We start from the raw sequence: 18,978 nt of genomic DNA on the forward strand, positions 1-18,978 counted from the left end.
CAGCGGAAGGCGCTGCCGGAAAAACGAAGCGGCCTGGACGGCCGCTTCATGGTGGGGCGGGGTCAGTTCTTCACCCAGTTCTCGAAACGCGCTTCGAGATCGGCATGGGCCGCCCAGAACGTGACGTTCATCGGCAGGGCATCGCGGATGTTCTGCGGGGCGGTGGGCAGGGTGGCGGCGATGGCCGGGTTGATCATGGCGATCGCCTTGTTGTTCACCGGGCTGTAGGAGATGCCTTCGGCGAAGGCCTTCTGCTGGTCCGGCTGACTGACGAAGTGGACGAACTTCTTCGCCAGCTCGCCTTTCCACGAGCCCTTGGGCAGGGCCCAGTAGTCGAAGTCGTAGATGTTGCCGCCCCAGGCCATGGCCAGGCTGCGGGTCTCCTTCTGGGCGGTGGCGATGCGGCCGTTGTAGGCGGAGCTCATGGCCACCTTGCCGTCCTGCAGGGCGCGCACCGGCTCGGCGCCGGACTTCCACCAGACGACGCTGGACTTGATCTCGTCGAGCTTGCGGAAGGCGCGGTCGACACCGGCGGGGGTGTCGAGCACCTGGTAGACCTCGTTCGGCGCGACGCCGTCGGCCATCAGGGCGAATTCCAGGTTGTACTTGGCGCCGTGGCGCAGGCCGCGCTTGCCGGGGTACTTGCGCAGGTCCCAGAAGTCGGCCCAGCCGCGCGGGGCGTCCTTGATGCGGGCAGAGTCGTAGGCGAGCACGGTGGACCAGACGAAGATGCCCACGCCGCAGGGTTGCAGGGCACCGGCGACGAAGTCGCTGGGGTTGCCCACCAGGGCCGGGTCGATCTTCTCGAACAGGCCTTCTTCACAGCCGCGTGCCAGTTCGGGGGCCTCCACCTCCACCACGTCCCAGGTCACGTGGCTGATGTCGATCATGCTCTTGAGCTTGTCGAGATCGCCGTTGTACGAGCCGTGGACCACGGCGTCGCCGGTGCTGGCCTTGAACGGCTTGAAGAAGGCTTCCTTCTGCACGTCCTTGTTGGCACCGCCGAAGGTGATGACCGTGACGAAATCCGCCGAGGCCGGCAGGCAGGTGACTGCCAGCGCCAGGCCCAGGGCGCGTCTTACCGCAACAACCATGGAAAACTCCCTCTTTTGCTGTTGGTTCGCGGGGCACGGCGCTGTGACCGGTCGCCCCTTTATTGTGTTTGTGATGACGGACCGGATGCCTGGCGTCGCGCAGCGAAGCCACCCTCGGCACCCTTGTCGCCGTTGTGAAACGGGGGCGCGTAGTCTGAACCCATCGCTCACCGAAGGGTATGCGCTCCGTCACAGTGACGACTGCTTCACAGGCTCTGGCCTGCCTGTTTCACGTTTTACGCAGAAAGGGAGGCAGGCCCCTCAGGGGGCCTGGTAGAGCGCGGGGCGGCGGTCACCGTGGACGTCGTTGCGGGCACTGATGCGCTTGTCGTCGGCCTGGGCCAGGTCGAGGGTCGCCAGCAGCAGGCGCTCGCCGCCCTCCACCGGGCTGGCCAGGGGGAAGCCGTCGGCATCGACGATCACCGAGCCCTGCACCCAGTCCTGCCCGCGCTCGTGGCCGTGGCGGTCGCAGGCGGCGATGAACATGCGGTTCACCGCCGCGTTGGCCTGCACCCGCACCACTTCCGCCGGGCGTTCGCCCTGGGGGCGCGGGCCCAGGGGCCAGTTCACCGGGGCACAGAGCAGCTGGGCGCCGGCCAGGGCCGGCAGGCGCACCCATTCGGGGAACTCCAGGTCGTAGCAGATCATCAGCCCCAGGCGGCCGTGGACGGTATCCACCACCGGCGGCGCTGCGTCGCCGGGGATGAACAGGGCCTTCTCGGCATCCCACAGGTGGGCCTTGCGGTAATGCGCGCGCAGGCCGTCCGGGTCCACCAGCACGGCGCTGTTGGCCAGCTCGCCGTCGTCACGGCGCTCGCAGAAGCCGGCGGCGATGACCACCCCCAGCTCCCGCGCCAGGGCCTGCCAGTGGCTGACCGCCGGGCCGTCCAAGGGCTCGGAAAGCGCCAGGGCCTCGGCCTTGTCGCGGAACAGGTAGCCGCTCTGCACCAGCTCCGGCAGGACGATGATGTGTGCGCCCTCCAGGGCCGCACGGCGGATGGCGCCCTCGGCCAGGGCGCGGTTGTGGGCCAGTTCGCCGATGCGCGGCGCCACCTGGCAGCAGGCCACCTTCACCGGGGCGACGGGACGGGTGTTCATGGGCGCGGGTCCTCCAGGCGTTGCGGGTCGAGGGCGGCGAGGCGTTCTTCCTCGCTGCGGTCCTGGTGGCGGCATTGCAGCCAGTAGGCCAGGCCCGCCACCGGCAGGCCGATAGCGAAGGCGATGTCGGCACCGCCCAGGGCGGTGGCGAAAGGGCCGCTCCAGAAGCTCAGGGACATGAACGGCACCATGGCCAGCAGGCCCAGGCCGTAGGCCACCAGGCCGGGGCGCGACCAGCCGCGGTAGACGCCCTCGGGGTTGAAGATCTCGGCGATGGCGTAGCGGCCCTTGCGCACCAGGTAGAAGTCCACCAGGTTCACCGCCGTCCACGGCACGAGGAAGTAGAGCATCAGCAGCACGAAGGTGTTGAAGCTGCCCAGGTAGCTCTCCGGGATCATCCGTGCCACCAGCAGGATCACCAGCGCCACCACGCTGATGCCGGCCACCCGCACGCCCAGGGTTGGGCGCACGCGGGAGAAGGCATCCAGCGCGCTGAGCCCGGTGAGCATGGCGCCGTAGCAGTTGACCGCCATGATACCCACCAGCGAGGGCACCGCCACCAGCACGATGAGGGTGCCGAAGCCGTCGTGCAGCTGGTTGCCCAGCTCGCGCACGCTGCCGATGGCGTCCGGCGCCGGCAGGGCCGAGGCGAGGAAGGCGCCGAGGGACATCAGCCACAGCGCCGAGGCGCCGGCCCCCAGGTAGGTCCAGAAGATGACCTTGCCGGCGGGGGTTTCCTCCGGCAGGTAGCGCGAGTAGTCGGAGACGTACACCGAGTAGCTGATCTGGTAGCCGGCGGCCGCCGAGAGCTGCACGAGGAAGGCGCTCCAGCTGAAGCCGCTGCCCTGCAACGCGGCATCGGCGCTGAGCTGGGTCACGGCGAACAGGGTCAGGGCGCCGAACACCGCGATCATCAGCCAGGTCAGCCAGCGCTGCACGGCGTGCAGCAGGTCATGGCCGACGATGGCCAGCAGCACCGCCAGCCCCACCAGCAGCACGTACCAGGGGGTGCGGGCGCCGGGCAGCACGGTGTTGATGGCGTCGGTGGCGAGGATGACGTTGAACACGTTGAAGCCGATGTACACGAACACCACGGCGAGGAACGGCACCACCGCGCCGCGCACGCCGAACTGCGGGCGCGACTGGATCATCTGCGGCAGGCCCATGCGCGGGCCCTGGTTGGCGTGGAAGGCCATGAAGAAGGTGCCGATGCACACGCCGATGAGGATCGCCAGGATCGAACCCAGCGCCCCCAGCCCCAGGGCCGGCCCGGTGAAACCGGTGACCAGGGTGGTGAGCACGAAGTTGCCGGTGAACCAGAACGGCCCCTGGTGCCACACCTTGCCGTGGCGTTCGTGGCGGGGCACGTAGTCGATGGAGCGCACCTCGATCATCGGGCGCGCGTCGTGCTGTTGAGTCATGGGAAGTCCTCGTCCGGTAGGGAAGTTGAAGGCGCGGCGACGGCGCGGATCAGGACGAGGGGACGGGGCGCAGGGCGAACGAGGCGTCAGGCATGGCAGTGTCCGGCGTTGTTGTAATGGTTGTGCGCCGGACTCTAGCCAAGCGGTTGCTCGGGATACATCGGACAGGACAAATACTCAGTTGCGGATTCTGCAAACTATCGCGCCGCCTTCCCCCGGGAAGGCGGCGCCGGGCGTCAGCCCGCGAGCATCATGCAGATGCGCGTCTGCAACTGGGCGGGCGGGGTGCTGCGCGGGTCGTTCAGGTACTGCTCGAACATCGGGCAGTCGCCCGGCTCCAGCCCGCTCTCCGGCAGCCAGCGCGAGTACAGCCAGTCATAGGCCTTGCCCATCTCGTTGTAGGGCCCGGTGTAGGTGAGCATGGCGCAGCGCCCGGCGGGGATCTCGTAGCGCTCCAGCTCGCCGCCGATCACCGCCTGCGGGGACACGGAAATGCCCGCCAGCGAGCGCAGGCGCGCCTCGGGCACCTGGGCCGGGTCGTCGAAGTAGACGCCGTACATCAGGCAGTCGGGGCCGAGCAGCCCCTGGCCCATGGCGAGCATGAAGGCGCGGCCGAACAGCGGGCCGATGCCCTGGTAGCTGCCCTGGTGCGGCAGGGTGGCGAGGACGGCGCCTGGGAAGGTCTCGATGGCGATGGGGTACATGGCGAGCTCCTGGGGGGCGAGCGGGCGGGCCCGGGTTTCGCGGTAGCGTCCCGGGGGCAGCCCGAAGTGGGCGCCAAAGGCGCGGTTGAAGGCGGCGTGCGAGCTGTACCCGGCACGCCGGCCGACCCGTTCCAGTGAATCCCCCGTACCGGCCAGGGCCACCGCCGCGCGGTGCATGCGCAGCCGCTGGGCCGTGGCATTGACCGTCTCGCCGAGCATCGCGCGGTACACGCGGTGGAAGTGGTACGGCGACAGGCAGGCCAGCTCCGCCAGGTGGTGGAGGTCCGGATCGGCGTCCGGGTGAGCGGCCAGCCAGCGCAGCACCGGGTCGATGCGGCGGGCATAGTGAGCGAGGGTTTCGGGTTTCATGGTCAGCCTCCCTGGACCAGACGCTAGCGGCAGCGGATTTGCAGGAATTGCGATCTTTCGCAGCGCAGCCTAGACCGGGCTCGCGCCCGCAACGGGGGATCATTCCCGGGCCACCGGCGCCCGGCAACCGCGCCCTGGAGAACCCGGGCATTCCGTCGCGCACGCCGCGCCCGGGGCAGCGGGACGCGGGCCGGCCGTGCTATCGTTGCGCCCCCGCGTCACCCCTGCTCCGGAGCCTTGCCATGAAGTTCATCCATCAACGCGAACACCTCAACGAAGGCGACCTGGTCGTCATCGAGTGCTCGCAGGTCTGCAACATCCGCCTGATGAGCGATGCCAACTTCCGCAGCTTCAAGAACGGCGGCCGCCACACCTACCACGGCGGCGCCTTCGACCGCTTCCCGGCGCGCATCACGGTGCCCAGCACCGGCTTCTGGAACATCACCATCGACACGGTGACCCGCCGCGCCATCAGCGTCACCCGCAAGCCCACCCTGAAGCACTCCATCAAGTTCGTGCGCCGCTCCAGCTCCCACATGGGCTGAGCCCGGCCGGCGCGGAAACATTTTCTTTCACCTGACCCTGTCGGTTTTTCCGCGCTCATCCGTCCTTACTGTTAGGCACTCCTCTCCATGCACCTGCCGCGCCCTTGCCGGGGCGGGCCGGTGCCGAGCGCCCCTTTGGCTAGTTTCCGCCCGCCATCCCGGCGGGCGGTCTTTTTCATTGCCCCGAACAGTCAGGACCGCGCTCCGTCATGTCCAAGAAGTCCCGCTCGCGAACCTGGTTCCTGGTCCACAGCTGGCTGGCCCTGCCGATCTGGTTCTTCGTCTTTCTCGTCTGCGCCACCGGCACCCTGGCGGTGCTCAGTGAGGAGATCATCTGGCTGGCCAACCCCGACGTGCGCGCCACCCGCCCCGCCGATGACGCCCAGCCCCTCGGCTTCGACCAGGTCGTCGCCGCCATCGCCCGCCAGCAGCCGGATGCCGCCATCGAGTGGCTGGCCAAGCCGGAGGAGGACCACTTCGCCCTCACGGCGGCGGTCAGCTACCCTGACACCCGCACCGCCACGCTCTACGTCAACCCGTACACCGGGGTGATCCAGGGCAGCAGCCCGCTGTTCGACTTCCGCCAGTTCACCCGCGCCCTGCACGGCTGGTGGCTGGTGCCCTTCACCAACGGCTACAGCTGGGGCTGGTACCTGGTGTCGCTGCTGGCCCTGCCGATGCTCGCCTCGCTGGTCACCGGGCTGGTGGTGTACAAGCGCTTCTGGCGCGGCTTCCTGCGGCCGACCCTGCGCATCCGCCAGGGCGCGCGGATCTTCTGGGGCGACTTCCACCGCCTGGTGGGCATCTGGTCCATCTGGTTCATCGCGGTGATCGCCGTCACCGGCACCTGGTTCCTGATCCGCGCGGTGCTCTACGACAACCACATCTCCATCTCCAGCGAAGGCCCGCCCACGCTGATCGCCCGCGAGGCGCTGCCGCGGCCCGAGCCTGGCCAGCCGGTGCCGCGCATCGGCGTGGACCAGGCGGTGGAGGTGGCGACGCGCACCATCCCCGGCTTCGAGGTGAGCTTCGTGATCTTCCCGGCGGACGCCTTCACCCCGCTGGAGGTGGGCGGCCGGGGCTGGTACCCGCTGATGTTCCAGACCGCCGAGGTGAACCCCTACGACGGCACCCTGCTGGGCTCTCACCTGCTCGGCGACCGCAACGCCCTGGAGTTCGTCACCGAGTCCATGCGCCCGCTGCACACCGGCGATTTCGGCGGCATCTGGGTCAAGCTGCTGTGGTTCGTGTTCGGCCTGCTGCTGACGATGATGGTGCTCAGCGGCCTGCTGATCTGGAGCAAACGCACTGTGCTGGCCACCGCCAAGGCGATGAAACGCCCGCCGCGCCCCGCCACCGAGGTGACCGAATGAACGCCCCCGTCCGCTCCCGCCCTGCCCGCCTCTGGCTGCGCTGGCGCTTCCACCTGAGCGCCCTGCTGGTGCTCATCCCCCTCGGCTACATGCCCGCCTACTTCCACGAGGCCAGCCTGGAGCGCGGCCTCCAGGGCCTGGGCGAGCGCTCCATCGGCGAGCTGGCGGTCGGTCCCTGGCGCGTGCGCCTGGCGGAATGGGAACGGGGCGAGCCGGTGCGCGAGGGCAAGGCCGGCTACATGAAGGACTTCAGCCTGGCGTTCTGCCGCGAGTGCGACGCCGCGATCAAGGCGGCCTACCTGCGGGTGGGCAAGCCGCGCTACCTGCGCGCGGCCGGCGCCCTCGCCTCGGGCAGCCCCTACCGGCGCCTGGCAGAAGTGCGCATACCCGAGGACGCCCCGGCGGACGCCGAGCTGTGGCTGACGGTGGAAGGCTGGGACGGCTCGGTGCACCAGGCCGCCCTGCCCCTCGCTCAGGCCTCCCCCGATGTGGTGGCTTGGCTCGGCAAACGCGGAGGTGGCCGATGAAGCGCTGGCTCGGTGCCCTGCTCCTGCTGGCAGGCGGCAACGCCTGGGGCCACGGGATCTATTGCGAATGCCAGGCCCTGGACGCCACGCAGGTGCGCTGCGTGGGCGGTCTCTCGGACGGCACCGCCACGCCGGGGGCGACCCTGGACGTGCTCGACGATGAGGGGCAGGTGCTCATCCACGGCACCCTGGGCGAGGACTCCAGCTTCACCTTCGAACGCCCGAGCGGGGCGTTCCACGTCCTGCTGGAACTGGGCCCCGGGCACACGGCGGAAGTGGAGCCCGAGGCGATCCGCCCGCGCTGAGAACCCGCGGGCGGGAACGGGGTGCTAGCGCGGGGCGATGTGCACCACCATCAACTGCACGCTCTCCTGCCCGCGAAACTCGTTCACGTCCAGGCGGTAGGCCAGCTCGGCCCAGCGCACGGTGGGGTTCGGCCAGACGTCGCGGTCGATGTTGAAGGCGATGCCGTCCAGCTGCAGCGAGCCGCACTCGCTCTTGAGCACCAGCTTCAGGTGGCGTTCGCCCACCAGGCGCTGCTGGGCGATCTGGAACACGCCGTGGAACAGCGGCTCGGGGAAGTGCTGGCCCCAGGGGCCGGCCTGGCGCAGGGCGCGGGCCAGTTCCAGGTGGAATTCCTGCAGGCTCAGCTGGCCGTCGGAGAGCAGGCGGCCGGTGAGGTCGTCCTCGGTGAGCTGGCGGCGCACCTCGGCGTCGAAGGCGCTGGCGAAGGCGCCGAAGTGCTCCACCGGCAGCGACAGGCCGGCGGCCATGGCGTGGCCGCCGAACTTGCTGATCAGCCCCGGGTGGCGGGCGGCGACAGCGTCCAGCGCATCGCGGATGTGGAACCCCGGCACCGAGCGCGCCGAGCCCTTGAGCAGGCCGTCGCCGGCATCGGCGAAGGCGATGGTCGGGCGGTGGTAACGCTCCTTGAGGCGCGAGGCGAGGATGCCGATGACGCCCTGGTGCCAGTCCGGCTCGAACAGGCAGAGGCCGAACGGCAGGTCTTCCAGCGGCAGGTCCTTGAGCTGGGCCAGGGCCTCGCGCTGCATGCCCTGCTCGATCTGCTTGCGGTCCTGGTTGAGCTGGTCCAGCTCCACGGCCATGTCCTGGGCCAGGGCATGGTCCTCGCAGAGCAGGCATTCGATGCCCAGGCTCATGTCGTCCAGGCGGCCGGCGGCGTTGAGGCGCGGGCCGAGGATGAAGCCGAGGTCGGTGGAGGTGATGCGCGCCGCCGGGCGGCCGGCCACCTCCAGCAGCGCCTTGAGGCCGGGACGGGCACGGCCGGCGCGGATGCGCGCCAGGCCCTGGTGCACCAGGATGCGGTTGTTGGCGTCCAGCGGCACCACGTCGGCGACGCTGCCCAGGGCCACCAGGTCCAGCAGCTCGGCGAGGTTCGGCTCGGCCATGCCGCGCCGGGCGAACCAGTCCAGCTCGCGCAGGCGCGCGCGCAGGGCCAGCAGCACGTAGAAGATCACCCCGACCCCGGCCATGGACTTGCTGGGGAACTCGCAGCCCGGCTGGTTGGGGTTGACGATGGCGTCCGCCGCCGGCAGTTCCGGGCCCGGCAGGTGGTGGTCGGTGACCAGCACCTTGAGCCCGGCGGCCTTGGCGGCAGCCACGCCGTCGACGCTGGAGATGCCGTTGTCCACGGTCACCAGCAGCTGCGGTTCGCGCTGCAGGGCGACGGCGACGATCTCCGGGGTCAGCCCGTAGCCGTACTCGAAGCGGTTGGGCACCAGGTAGTCGACGTGGGCGGCGCCGAGCATGCGCAGGCCGAGCACGCCGACACAGCTGGCGGTGGCGCCGTCGGCGTCGAAGTCACCGACGAAGAGGATGCGCTGGCGCTGCTCCAGGGCCTCCACCAGCAGCGTCACCGCAGCGTCGATGCCCTTCATCTGCGTGTAGGGGATGAGCCGCGCCAGGCCCTTGTCCAGCTCCTCCGCGCAGCTCACGCCGCGGGCGGCGTAGAGGCGGGTCAGCAGGGGCGGCAGGTTGCCCAGGTCGGGCAGTGTGGCGGGCAGGGGGCGGGGCTCGATACGCATGCGACTCGGTCTTCCGGGGCGAAAAGGGGGTGGATCAGCGTTCGCCGACCAGCCATTCCAGCGGCACGTCGTGCTGGCCGCGTTCGTCGGTGATGAACAGCGAGCCGTCGCTGATCATCAGGGTCCAGCTGATGGAACGCGGCAGGTCGCGGGCCAGTTCCTCCAGGGCTTCCTGGCCGACGGCGACGACGTTGATGTTCTTCAGGTTGCGCACGCTGTCCAGCACCTTGGTCTGCCACACCCGCAGGCTGCCGTAGGCCAGCAGGCTGAAGCGCTCGCAGCGGCGCGAGCACCAGGTGATGCGCTCGGCATCGGGCTGGCCGACTTCGATCCAGTGCAGCACGCGGTCGTCCAGGCTCTTCTCCCACAGCGCCGGCTCGTCCACGTCCGACAGGCCACGGCCGAAGGCCAACTGCTCGTGGTACCAGAGGCCGTAGGCGATCAGGCGGACCGCCAGGCGCTCCTCGGTCTCGGAGGGGTGCCGGGCCACGGTGAAGCGCAGGGTCTCGTAGACGCCACGGTCCAGGTCGGTGAGGTTGAGTTCGACTTTGTAAGGCGTCGCTTGGAGGGCCATGAAGGGCGTCCTGGTTGGCGAAAAGGCGGCAAGTCTACCTTGAAAGCGCCCCCCATGCCCGGCCCGTACGGCGGCGCGCGGGGCGGAAATGGGCAATCAGTCCCAGGTATGCGCAGCACGGGTTGCCAGGCCCGGCGACGGCCTTTATAAGACCGACGCCGCGCCCGGTCGGGCGCATGGAACACAGGAAAGGGAAGCCCATGGAACTACTCATTGCCCTGGTCGTGGTCGTGCTTATCGCGGCGCTGCTGTACGCCGTCAACCGCGACGACGGCAGCCTGGAAGCCTATCTGCAGGAGGCTGGCCAGGTGAACCGCACGGCCCTGCTGAGCCTGTTCGAGCCGCGCCTGGCGCTGGACATGGCCCAGGGCCTGCAAGGCGAGGCCCGCCAGCTGGCGTTGCACCAGGTGGCCCCGGCGCTGCTGCGTGCCGGCGAGGAACAGGCCGCACTCACCGCCCTGGCCGAGCTGCGCGACGGCTACCAGCAGAGCGCCCTGGACAACATGCTGGAGCACTACCTGGAAGCCCAGGACCCGCACGCGGCGCTGTCCCTGCTGGAGCGCCTGGAGCGCCCACTGCCGGAGTCGCCGCTGCTGCAGATCCCGCTGCTGCTCGCCTGCGGCCAGGACGCCCAGGCCCGTGCCCAGCTCGACACCCTCACCCAGCAACAGGAGCAGGGCACCGGCCAGAGCCTGTCCGGCCCGCAGAACCTCATCCTCGCCGGGCTGCAGCGTCGCCTGCAGCAACCCCAGGCGGCCCTGCGCAGCCTGGAGCGGGCCTGGGAGCTGCTGGCCCACCCGGAGCCGGACACCAGCCTGCCCCTCCATGACCTGAAGACGGTGCTCGCGGGCCTTGCCGAACTGGGCGAGGTGCCCCGTGCCCTGGCGCTGGCCAGGCAACTGCCGGTGGAGGAACAGGGCCAGGCCGTGCTGGCCTTGATGGAGGGTGGCCAGACCGAGGCCGCCTTCGAACTGCTGGCCGACCTGGGCGAGCAGACCGGCTACTTCACCCACACCGAGCTGATGGACCACGCCCTGGCCATGGCGCAGCCGGATACCGCGCTGCGGGTGGTGGACTGCGCGCCGGTGCATCACTACGACGAACTGCTGCTGCGCCTGGTGGACTGGCACGCCGAGCAGGGCGACCTGGCCCAGGCCAACGCCCTGCTGGACTCCCGTGCCCACGAGCCGGGCCAGCGCATCTGGCTGCTGCTCACCCTGTGGGAGCACCACCTCGGCCGGCACCCGTCCTGGGCCGACGAGCTGCGGCGCCAGGCGCTGGCCGAGCTGGAGCGGATCCGTGGCGAGGACAACTGGGGCTGGCTGCGCCTGTTCGCCCTGGAAGGCTGGCTGCGCCAGCAGGCCGCCCTGCCGGCGCACCAGCGCGACGCCTACGGGGTGCGCACGCACCTGGAAGAGATCGAGCAGCTGAATGCCGCCCTGGACCTGGACGGCCGCGTGACCAAGCTGGCCGAGCAGGCCCCGCTGCTGCGCGACCTGGGCGAAGCACCCCGCGCCCTGCGCTGGGTGGAGCCCTGCCTCGTCACCCTGGACGATGCGCAGCAGGCCGAGGCCCTGGAAGACGACGAGGACCTCGGCATTTACCTGGAAGCCATCGGCCTGGCCTACCTGGCCCTGGGCGACACGGCCAGGGCCCAGGCCCTGCAGGCTCGGCTGCAAGCGATGCAAAGCGCCGAACGCAGGCTGGACGAAGCCCTGTTGCTGGACCACATTCGGCACGGCCGCTTCGAAGACGCCATCGCCAGCCTGTCGCTGACCAACGTGATGCGGGAGGAGAACCCCATCGCCCAGCTGCACCAGGCCATCGACCGCCTGCAGGCGGAAGACCCGCCACGGGCCGCCGCCCTGCGCCAGCAGTTGCTGAAAACGCTGAACAACGGCCTGGTGCAACCCCTTCCCGTGGCGGCCTGAAGGCCGCCCAGCAACGGAGGCCGGCGGCTCAGGCCGCCGACTCGCCGCTGGGCTCGGCCGGGGCCTCGCGGTAGCACTCCACACGGTTGCGCCCCTGGGCCTTGGCCCGGTACAGGGCCTTGTCCGCCAGGGACAGCAACCGCGACAGGTCGTACCCCGCCTCGCCACTGCCGGCCACGCCGATGCTGACGCTGAGCGGCCCCGGTGCCTCGGGGCAGCTCTCGGCGAACTCGCGGCGGATGCGCTCGGCCACCAGCACGGCGGTGGCGCCGTCGGCATCGGCCAGCAGGCAGGCGAACTCTTCCCCACCGATGCGCCCGAACACGTCGTGCCGACGCATGCGCGCGGAGACGATACGGGTGAAGTCCACCAGGGCGGCGTCGCCGCTGGCGTGGCCGTAGGAGTCGTTGAGGCGCTTGAAGTTGTCCAGGTCGCAGAGCAGCAGCACCACACCCTCCCCGCGCCGTGCGCAGCGCTCCAGCAGGGCCTGGCCGGAATCCATGAAGGCACGGCGGTTGCCGACACCGGTCAGCGGGTCGCTGTAGGCGGCGTGCTTGTACTGCAGCTCGGCCCGCTCACGGACCATGGCCAGGGTGACGAAGGCGACGCCGATGGCGTACAGCAGCGTCTCGAACACCAGCATCGCGAAGAAGGGGCTGGCCTGGCCGTTGACCAGCCGCTGGAACGGCTCGCCCCGGTCCAGCGCCAGGCGCACGCCGTAGGTCGCCACGTGCATGAGGTGCAGCGCCATGGCCGGGGCGATGGACACCTGCAGGCTGCGCCGGGCGCGCCACAGCTCGAAGGCCGCGAGGGCGGTGTAGGTGATCATCAGCACGCAGCTGAGCATGATCCGCGCCGGCAGCGAGGCGTAGAACGCCGGCACGGCGCAGAGCGCCAGCCACAGCAGCGGCCCGGCGAGGAAGCCGGCGAGATGAACGGGCCGGCCGGCGAACACCCGCATGGAGGTCCAGCTGGCGGCGCAGCTGAGCTGCAGCAGAACGTTGCCGATGATGATCGGCACCCAGTCCATGCCCAGGCCGCGCAGGCTGCCGAGCACGGTGCAGAAGGCGCCGAGCAGCAGGGTCAGGCTCAGGTAGCCGAGGGTCGGCTCCGGGGTGCCGCGACGCCAGGCCCGCCCGGCCAGGATGCCGAGCAGGGCGAGGATGTAGACGTCCACCAGCACCAGGGTGGGGATGTGAAGGTCCATCTGCACGGTCCAGGGCGGGAAGCTCCCGGCAGCCAGCCTGGGGAAGGCGACGCGCGGGCGGTGGGGTTATCGGCCGTAATGCGAACGGCTTCGCACTTTACTCCCCGACTGTGACAGCGTCACGCACGGCGTTTCAGCGCGGTGCGTAGCGCCCCCAGAGGCTGTCGAACTCCGCCAGGTAGCGTGCCACCAGGTGGGCGTTGTCGATCACCAGGAGGTTCTCCTCGTTGCTGGTGCTGGCGCTGCGGGTCCAGTTGAAGCTGCCGTTGAGCAGCAGTCGGCCGTCGAACAGGGCGAACTTGTGGTGCATGTGGAAGGGGCTGTCGTCGATGCGCACATCGACTCCGGCGTGGCGCAGGGCCTGGATGTCGCTGCCTTCGTCGTGCTGTTTCTCGTTGTCGCTGATCACCCGCACGCGCACGCCGCGCCCGTGGCAGGCGAGGATCTCGCTGCTGAGCTGGTCGTCGGAGATGGTGTAGACGCAGATGTCCACGCTGTGCCGGGCCTGGCGGCACAGCTCGCGGATCTTGCGCCGGCACTCCTCGCCGGGGCTGAAGTGGGCGCTGGCCACGGCCGGGGCGACGGCACCGGCGAGGTCGAGGGTGCGCACCACCTGCTCCAGCCACTTGAGCGCCGGTTGCAGGTTGGCCGGGTCGGCCTGGCACAGCTCGCGCACCAGGTCGAAGGCGCGGTTGCGCAGGTAGCGCACCTGGTCCGGGCCCAGCTCGCTGCCCAGTTCGCGCAGCTCGTCGCGCTCCTCGTTGCTCAGCTTCAGGTCCTGCAGGCTGTCGCGCAGCTGCTGGTCGAGTCCTGCGAAATCCATGGCGACCTCCGGGTCAGGTGGGCGTGCCGTCGGTGCCGGGCGTCGGCAGGGCGCCACCCAGTTCGTTGAGGCGGTTGGCGATGTCGGTGATGCGGTGGTGGGTGCGCAGGTCGACGTCGATCTTCTTGTCCATGATGCGGATCAGCGGCATGAAGCTGTTCTCCAGGCAGTCGGCCAGGCTCAGCAGGACTTCGCGCACGCCCTCCTGGGCCGGGGCGGTGACGTCCACCTTGAACGCGGCGGGCGGTTGCACCAGCGCCTCCAGGCGTTGCAGCAGGGCCTCCCACGGCACCTCGGCGGCGGCCGGTGCGGGGGCTTCGCTGCGGGCCAGCCCGCGCACGCTCTCCACCAGGTCGTTGAGCTGGGCCACCACGCGGGTGCCGACGTCGCTGTCGCTGCCGCCCATGGATTTGTTGCGCATGAAGTCGCGCTTGATCTGGGTCCAGCGCTCGGCCTGTTCGGCGCTCTGGTTGCCACGCAGTTCGGCGAGCTTGAGCAGGTTCTCCTCGGCGCCGGTGGTGAGCAGCTGGGATTCGCCCTGGTAGTGGTCGGCCAGCAGTTGCATCAGCTCGGCGTCGTTCATCACCGCCGAGATCTTCTCCGCCATCTTGTTCATGTTGCGGTAGCTGCCCTGCAGCTTGAACGGCGGCTCGGTGCGGTACTGGTCGGCCTGGGCGGCGCTGGCGATGTACTGCTGGTTGACCTTGAGCACCACGTCGCGCACCTGCATGAGGCGTTGCAGGGTGGTGGTGATCTCGTTGATCTCGGCGCCGCTGTAGCTGTGGCCCAGTTCGTTGGCGGAGAAGGGCTTGCCCTCGGCACGGTCGACGAAGCGGTAGACGTCGGCCATGTCGCGGGTGGCCAGGGGCGCCAGCACCGGGTTGGAGGTCAGGGCGTTCTCGATGTAGCTGAGGGCGAAGGCGTCCTGCATGCCGCCCAGGGTGTCGCCGAGGTTATAGATGTCGGCGCGGTTGGCGAGCATGTCGGGGATGCGGAACACATCGCCGGACTCGGTGTAGGGGTTGCCGGACATCACCACGCAGAACTTCTTGCCGCGCATGTCGTAGGTCTTGGTGCGGCCCTTCCACACGCCCTCGATGCGCCGGGTGCCGTCGCAGAGGGAGATGAACTTCTGCAGGAACTCCGGGTGGGTGTGCTGGATGTCGTCGACGTAGAGCATCACGTTGTTGCCCATCTCCAGGGCCAGGTTGAGCTTCTCCAGCTCCTGGCGCGAGGTGGCGTCGGGCGCCTGGGCCGGGTCCAGCGAGCGCACCTCGTGGCCCAGGGCCGGGCCGTTGATCTTCATGAAGATCAGGCCGAGGCGGTGGGCGACGTACTCCATCAGGGTGGTCTTGCCGTAGCCGGGGGGCGAGATGAGCATCAGCAGGCCCATGAGGTCGGTGCGCTTGTTCTCGCCGACGGTGCCCATCTGCTTGGCCAGGTTGTCGCCGATGATGCCGAGGTAGACGTCGTTGATCAGCTTGTTGCGCACGAAGGAGGTCAGCGGGCGCGGCTTGAACTCGGCCAGGCGCAGGGCTTCGCGCTGGCGGGCGACCAGGGCCTGGCGCAGCGCCTGGTACTGGCGCAGGCCGGGCAGCACCTGCTCGCGGTGCTCGCGCAGGCGGCCGAAGAAGTCGTCCACCGCCAGCGCCAGGCTGTGGTCCTGGATGCGCGGGTGCTCGCCCATCAGGCCGCTGACGCTGAAGCGCAGGTCCACTTCGGTGAAGCGCTGCGGGAAGTCGGCACGCAGCAGCGCCAGGGCCACGGCTTCAGCCCGGTAATCGGCGAGGCCGGCAAAGCTCTCTTCGCCGCAGAGGCCGTCGAGCCAGTGGCCGACCAGCGCCCACTGGGCCGCCGGGCGCCCGTCCAGGCGGCCCACGGCGGCCTGGTAGTCGTCCCACATGCGCGCGCCTTGCAGGCGCAGCTTGAGCCCTTCGTGCAGCTGGCGGGCGTACTTGCTGAAGGTGAATTCGATGCGCTCGGCGGCCAGTTCCTGCACCAGGTACTCGGCGGCCTCGGCGACCTGGCCCGGCTGCAGGGGCAGCGGGTGCTCGGCGAGGAAGGCCTGCAGGGCGTCGGTCACTTCGGCCTGCAGCGCCAGCAGGCCGTCGGCGCGGCCGAACAATTGCTGGATGTGCCGGCTGGTGCGGGCACGCTCCGGCCAGGCGGTGCCGCTCTCGCCCTGCCGGGCGGCGTCCCAGAACAGCGTGGCGAAAGCCCGGGGCACGGCGCCGAAGCGCAGCAGCCCGGCGCTTTCGCGCAGGGGCAGCAGGTGCTGGAGGATGGCGGCGGCGTCGTGGTCGTGGATGCCCTTCTCGTAGCCGTCGCGGTAGCGCGGGGCGGCGAAGTCGCGCACCACCCGGGCCAGTTCCTCGGGCTGCGCCAGCAAGGCCTTGAGGCCGTCCAGGCTGAGGCCTTCGCGCTGGCCGTCGGCGGCGTCGAGAACTTCGCCGGCCAGGTATTCAGCGCGGTAGAGGCGCTCGGACTCGGACTCCAGCGCCACCTGCCAGTAGGCCTTGAGGGCGTCCAGCTCGGGGTCGTGCAGGGGTTCGAGGAAGTCGGTGCCGGTGAGGTGCAGGTAGAGCCCGTCGCCCCGGGGCAGCAGGGTCAGGTCCAGTTCCTGGGTGTTGACGCTGAAGCGGTGGCGCGGGCCGAGCTTGATGACGTTGCCGCCGGCTTCGAACAGTTCGCTCTTGTCGCGCAGGGCACGCACGGCCTGGTCGCGGGCGCCCTTGAGGCGGGCCTCGACGTCGTCGGCCTTGACGCTGTCGTTGAGCTCGCGCAGGCGCTGGGCCAGCTCGCGCAGCTTGAGGATCAGCGGGTCGGCGGCGAAGAAGGCGTTGAGCTCCTCGGCCTGGGTGAATTTGGCGGTACGTCGGCCGAGGCTGTCGAGGATGCGCCGGGCGGCGTCCTGCAGGCCCTGGGCCTTGCGCTGGCGCTCATCGAGCAGGGATTGCTTGTGGGCCTCGAAGGTTTCCAGCAGCTCTTCGCGCTTGCTGAGGATGTCACCGAGGAACTGCTCGTGGTCGCCGAAGCGGCTCTCCAGTTCCTCCAGCTGCACCAGCAGCCGCGACAGCTGCTCGTCGCAGCGCTCGGGGTCCTGGGCCTGGGCCAGGGCGTTGACGATGCCCTGGCCGAACAGCTTGAACTGGGCGCCGAACTGGGCCACCGACTCGGTGGAGCCGAGGGCCTTGCGGCGCTGCTCGGCGCGGGCCTTGGCCTGGTTGAGGCGGGCGTAGATCTCGGAGATGGACTCGATGATGCGGGTGCGCTGGGTGGCGTCGTCGATCTGCAGCGAGCCCATCAGGTTGGACAGCATGTCCAGGTCGCCAGCCATGGCCTGCAAGGCCTCCAGCGGCGGGGCCAGGAGGGCGACGGTCTCGGCCTTCTGCGCGTCGGCGTCCAGCGTCTCCAGGCGGGTGACGAAGGGCTGCAGGGCCTGGTCGCTGGCGAGGAAGGTGGCGGTGGCGGCAGCGGTGCGCGCCTGGGCCTCCTGCAGCTCGGCTTCCATGGCGTCGATGCGGGCGACGTCGATGTAGCGGTAGTCACGGATGGTCAGCAGCAGGCCGCGCTGGGCGGTGATGCCGTTGAGGGCGTCGACGTAGTCCTGGGCCTGTTCCCAGCCGGCGGCCTGGAGGCGCCCGAGCAGGGCCTTCTGCTGCGCTTCGGCGCCGGCCATGGCCTGGTCGGACTGGCGGCGGATGCTCTCGACCTTCTCGTATTCGTCCAGCACCCGTTCGGCGGTGGCGGCCACTTCCCGCAGCAGCGGGGCGAGCCCGTCGAGCTCGTCGCTGCCGAGCCAGTGGTAGACGTCGAACAGGCGGCGGGTGCCCTGGCACAGCTGGGTGTAGCGCTGCACCGAGACGGAGGGGGTTTCGATCTCGCGGCACAGGCCGTAGAGGTCGGAGACGCCGCGCACCAGCTCGGCGTTGCCGATGCGCCCGAAGAAGCCGCTGCGGGCCGGCTGGCGGGCGGCGTATTCCTCGGTGAAGAACGGGGTCTGCCAGATCTGCATGGGGTGGATGCGGGTCGGCTCGTCGCCCTCGGCGGCGAAGATCACCATGCGCCCGTCTTCCAGGCGCGCGTAGCCGTGGCCGAACAACGGGTTCTGCAGCTGGCGGCTGATGAGGTTGTAGGTGAGCAGGACCGAACGGCCCTCCTCGGGGTGGTAGAAGATGTACTGCACGTCTTCGCCGTTGGGCGAGCGCACGCTGCGCTTGAAGCGCATGCCGGCCATGGAGGCGTCGAAGGTCTTGTATTCGCCGTTCTGCAGGTAGCAACCACCGGGGAAGATGATGCCGTGGTCCTCGGGCAGCTGGACGCAGGCCTGGCCGATGGCGTCGATGCGCTCCACCTGGCGGGTCAGGCTGTTGTAGACCAGGTAGCGCCACTGCTCCTCGCGGTAGGGCAGCACCTTGAGCAGCACCAGGCTGCCGAGGCGGGCGAATTCGATCTGGGCGTCGTCGAGGGACTGGGTCTTGTCCACCACCTCTTCGCGGTAGATGCCGAGGCCGTCCTCGGTGTTGTTCTCCACCTTGATGGTGAGGTCGCCGCCGATGGTCTCGACGAACACGGTGTCGAGGATGTTCAGGTGCGGGTGGCGGCCCTGGACCACCATCTCGCGGGTGGCCTTCTTCCATTCGAAGTCGAAGGGCGACGGCAGGGCGATGTCGCGCTCGCCGCGGTTGTCGATGTAGCGCACCTCGCGCCCGTCGCTGGAGAGGGACCAGCGGAACACGCGGATGTCGGTGATGCGCTCGCCGATCTGGAAGCTCGCCAGCAGCTTGCCGTCGCGGATGGCCAGCTGCAGCAGGCGGGTGTTCTTGTAGTAGGTGTAGAGCTCGTTGAAGTCGTTGAGGAAGCCCTGGGCGGCGAGGAAGGTGCCCTCCAGCGGCACCGGTTCGGCCTCATAGCCCTCCTCCCCTTCCACCAGGCGGTAGAGGGAGAAGACGTCGGCGATGCCGGTTTCCTTCCTCAGGCCGATGAAGACGTTGTAGCCGAACAGCAGGCAGTCGCCGACCTGGACGATGTCGCGGGCGATGCAGTTGTTCTCGGTGCGGATGCGCACCCGGCCGACCACGTCCATGCGGCTGTCGCCGAAGGCTTCGAGGCGCCGCTGGTTGAGGCTGTCGGTGGTCTGCCGCAGGCGCTGCCCCTGGTCCTGCAGGCGCTTGTGCAGCACCTCGTAGGCGCCGCCTTCGGCGACGGCCTTGTCCAATACATCCTGTGCGGGGGTTGCGGCGGTGACGTCCGACATCGTGTTCTTC

14 protein-coding genes are annotated in these 18,978 nt (G+C 69.6%); 5 read left to right on the forward strand and 9 right to left on the reverse strand.

Annotation, left to right across the window (positions count from 1 at the left end):
- Nucleotides 1-62: 62 nt before the first annotated feature.
- The 4 genes from PotMrB4_RS22400 to PotMrB4_RS22415 all read right to left on the reverse strand — a co-directional run bounded on the left by PotMrB4_RS22400 (nucleotide 63) and on the right by PotMrB4_RS22415 (nucleotide 4,686).
- Complete coding sequence (locus tag PotMrB4_RS22400; RefSeq protein ID WP_107331290.1) at nucleotides 63-1,094, reverse strand: ABC transporter substrate-binding protein; 1,032 nt, start codon at nucleotides 1,092-1,094, stop codon at nucleotides 63-65.
- Between the two features lie 261 nt (nucleotides 1,095-1,355).
- A complete protein-coding gene (locus PotMrB4_RS22405) occupies nucleotides 1,356-2,192 on the reverse strand; it encodes a nitrilase family protein (RefSeq protein ID WP_172434521.1) in 837 nt (278 codons plus the stop codon).
- On the reverse strand, nucleotides 2,189-3,613 hold the full coding sequence (locus PotMrB4_RS22410; protein WP_172434522.1) for a purine-cytosine permease family protein: 1,425 nt from the start codon (nucleotides 3,611-3,613) through the stop codon (nucleotides 2,189-2,191). The genes PotMrB4_RS22405 and PotMrB4_RS22410 overlap by 4 nt, the downstream gene beginning before the upstream one ends.
- A gap of 236 nt (nucleotides 3,614-3,849) precedes the next feature.
- The gene (locus PotMrB4_RS22415; RefSeq protein WP_172434523.1) at nucleotides 3,850-4,686 is read right to left on the reverse strand and encodes an AraC family transcriptional regulator; all 837 of its coding nucleotides are present in this window, start codon (nucleotides 4,684-4,686) and stop codon (nucleotides 3,850-3,852) included.
- A 242-nt stretch (nucleotides 4,687-4,928) separates the two neighbouring features.
- On the opposite strand from PotMrB4_RS22415, the gene PotMrB4_RS22420 reads away from it, so the two are divergent.
- From PotMrB4_RS22420 to PotMrB4_RS22435, 4 genes are all read left to right on the forward strand, one after another.
- On the forward strand, nucleotides 4,929-5,231 hold the full coding sequence (locus PotMrB4_RS22420; protein ID WP_044400048.1) for a DUF1883 domain-containing protein: 303 nt from the start codon (nucleotides 4,929-4,931) through the stop codon (nucleotides 5,229-5,231).
- A gap of 209 nt (nucleotides 5,232-5,440) precedes the next feature.
- Nucleotides 5,441-6,604 carry a PepSY-associated TM helix domain-containing protein gene (locus tag PotMrB4_RS22425; RefSeq protein WP_172434524.1) on the forward strand — a complete coding sequence of 388 codons (1,164 nt, stop codon included), beginning with the start codon at nucleotides 5,441-5,443 and terminating at the stop codon, nucleotides 6,602-6,604.
- A complete protein-coding gene (locus tag PotMrB4_RS22430; protein WP_172434525.1) occupies nucleotides 6,601-7,131 on the forward strand; it encodes a thiamine pyrophosphate-binding protein in 531 nt (176 codons plus the stop codon). Before PotMrB4_RS22425 ends, PotMrB4_RS22430 begins: the two co-directional genes overlap by 4 nt.
- Nucleotides 7,128-7,436, forward strand: coding sequence for an Ig-like domain-containing protein (locus PotMrB4_RS22435; protein ID WP_074970958.1), 309 nt, complete (start codon nucleotides 7,128-7,130; stop codon nucleotides 7,434-7,436). The genes PotMrB4_RS22430 and PotMrB4_RS22435 overlap by 4 nt, the downstream gene beginning before the upstream one ends.
- A gap of 24 nt (nucleotides 7,437-7,460) precedes the next feature.
- Here PotMrB4_RS22435 and recJ read toward each other — a convergent pair whose 3' ends face one another.
- Together recJ and PotMrB4_RS22445 are read right to left on the reverse strand one after the other, a co-directional pair.
- Nucleotides 7,461-9,176, reverse strand: coding sequence for a single-stranded-DNA-specific exonuclease RecJ (recJ, locus tag PotMrB4_RS22440; protein WP_172434526.1), 1,716 nt, complete (start codon nucleotides 9,174-9,176; stop codon nucleotides 7,461-7,463).
- A gap of 34 nt (nucleotides 9,177-9,210) precedes the next feature.
- On the reverse strand, nucleotides 9,211-9,750 hold the full coding sequence (locus PotMrB4_RS22445; RefSeq protein ID WP_044405855.1) for a YaeQ family protein: 540 nt from the start codon (nucleotides 9,748-9,750) through the stop codon (nucleotides 9,211-9,213).
- A gap of 200 nt (nucleotides 9,751-9,950) precedes the next feature.
- Between PotMrB4_RS22445 and PotMrB4_RS22450 the strand changes: the two genes are divergently transcribed.
- Nucleotides 9,951-11,681 (forward strand): tetratricopeptide repeat protein, encoded by a 1,731-nt coding sequence (locus tag PotMrB4_RS22450; protein ID WP_172434527.1) that lies wholly within the window; start codon nucleotides 9,951-9,953, stop codon nucleotides 11,679-11,681.
- Nucleotides 11,682-11,709: 28 nt separating this feature from the next.
- Here PotMrB4_RS22450 and PotMrB4_RS22455 read toward each other — a convergent pair whose 3' ends face one another.
- The 3 genes from PotMrB4_RS22455 to PotMrB4_RS22465 form a co-directional block, all read right to left on the reverse strand.
- Nucleotides 11,710-12,888, reverse strand: a complete 1,179-nt coding sequence (locus PotMrB4_RS22455; protein ID WP_142015027.1) for a GGDEF domain-containing protein — start codon at nucleotides 12,886-12,888, stop codon at nucleotides 11,710-11,712.
- Nucleotides 12,889-13,021: 133 nt separating this feature from the next.
- Complete coding sequence (locus PotMrB4_RS22460) at nucleotides 13,022-13,711, reverse strand: phospholipase D-like domain-containing protein (protein WP_044405861.1); 690 nt, start codon at nucleotides 13,709-13,711, stop codon at nucleotides 13,022-13,024.
- Nucleotides 13,712-13,724: 13 nt separating this feature from the next.
- Entirely contained in the window at nucleotides 13,725-18,968 is a 5,244-nt protein-coding gene (locus PotMrB4_RS22465) for a DNA repair ATPase (RefSeq protein WP_172434528.1), read from the reverse strand.
- Between the last annotated feature and the right edge of the window lie 10 nt (nucleotides 18,969-18,978).

Source organism: Metapseudomonas otitidis (assembly GCF_011397855.1).
In the GTDB taxonomy this organism is placed as follows: domain Bacteria; phylum Pseudomonadota; class Gammaproteobacteria; order Pseudomonadales; family Pseudomonadaceae; genus Metapseudomonas; species Metapseudomonas otitidis.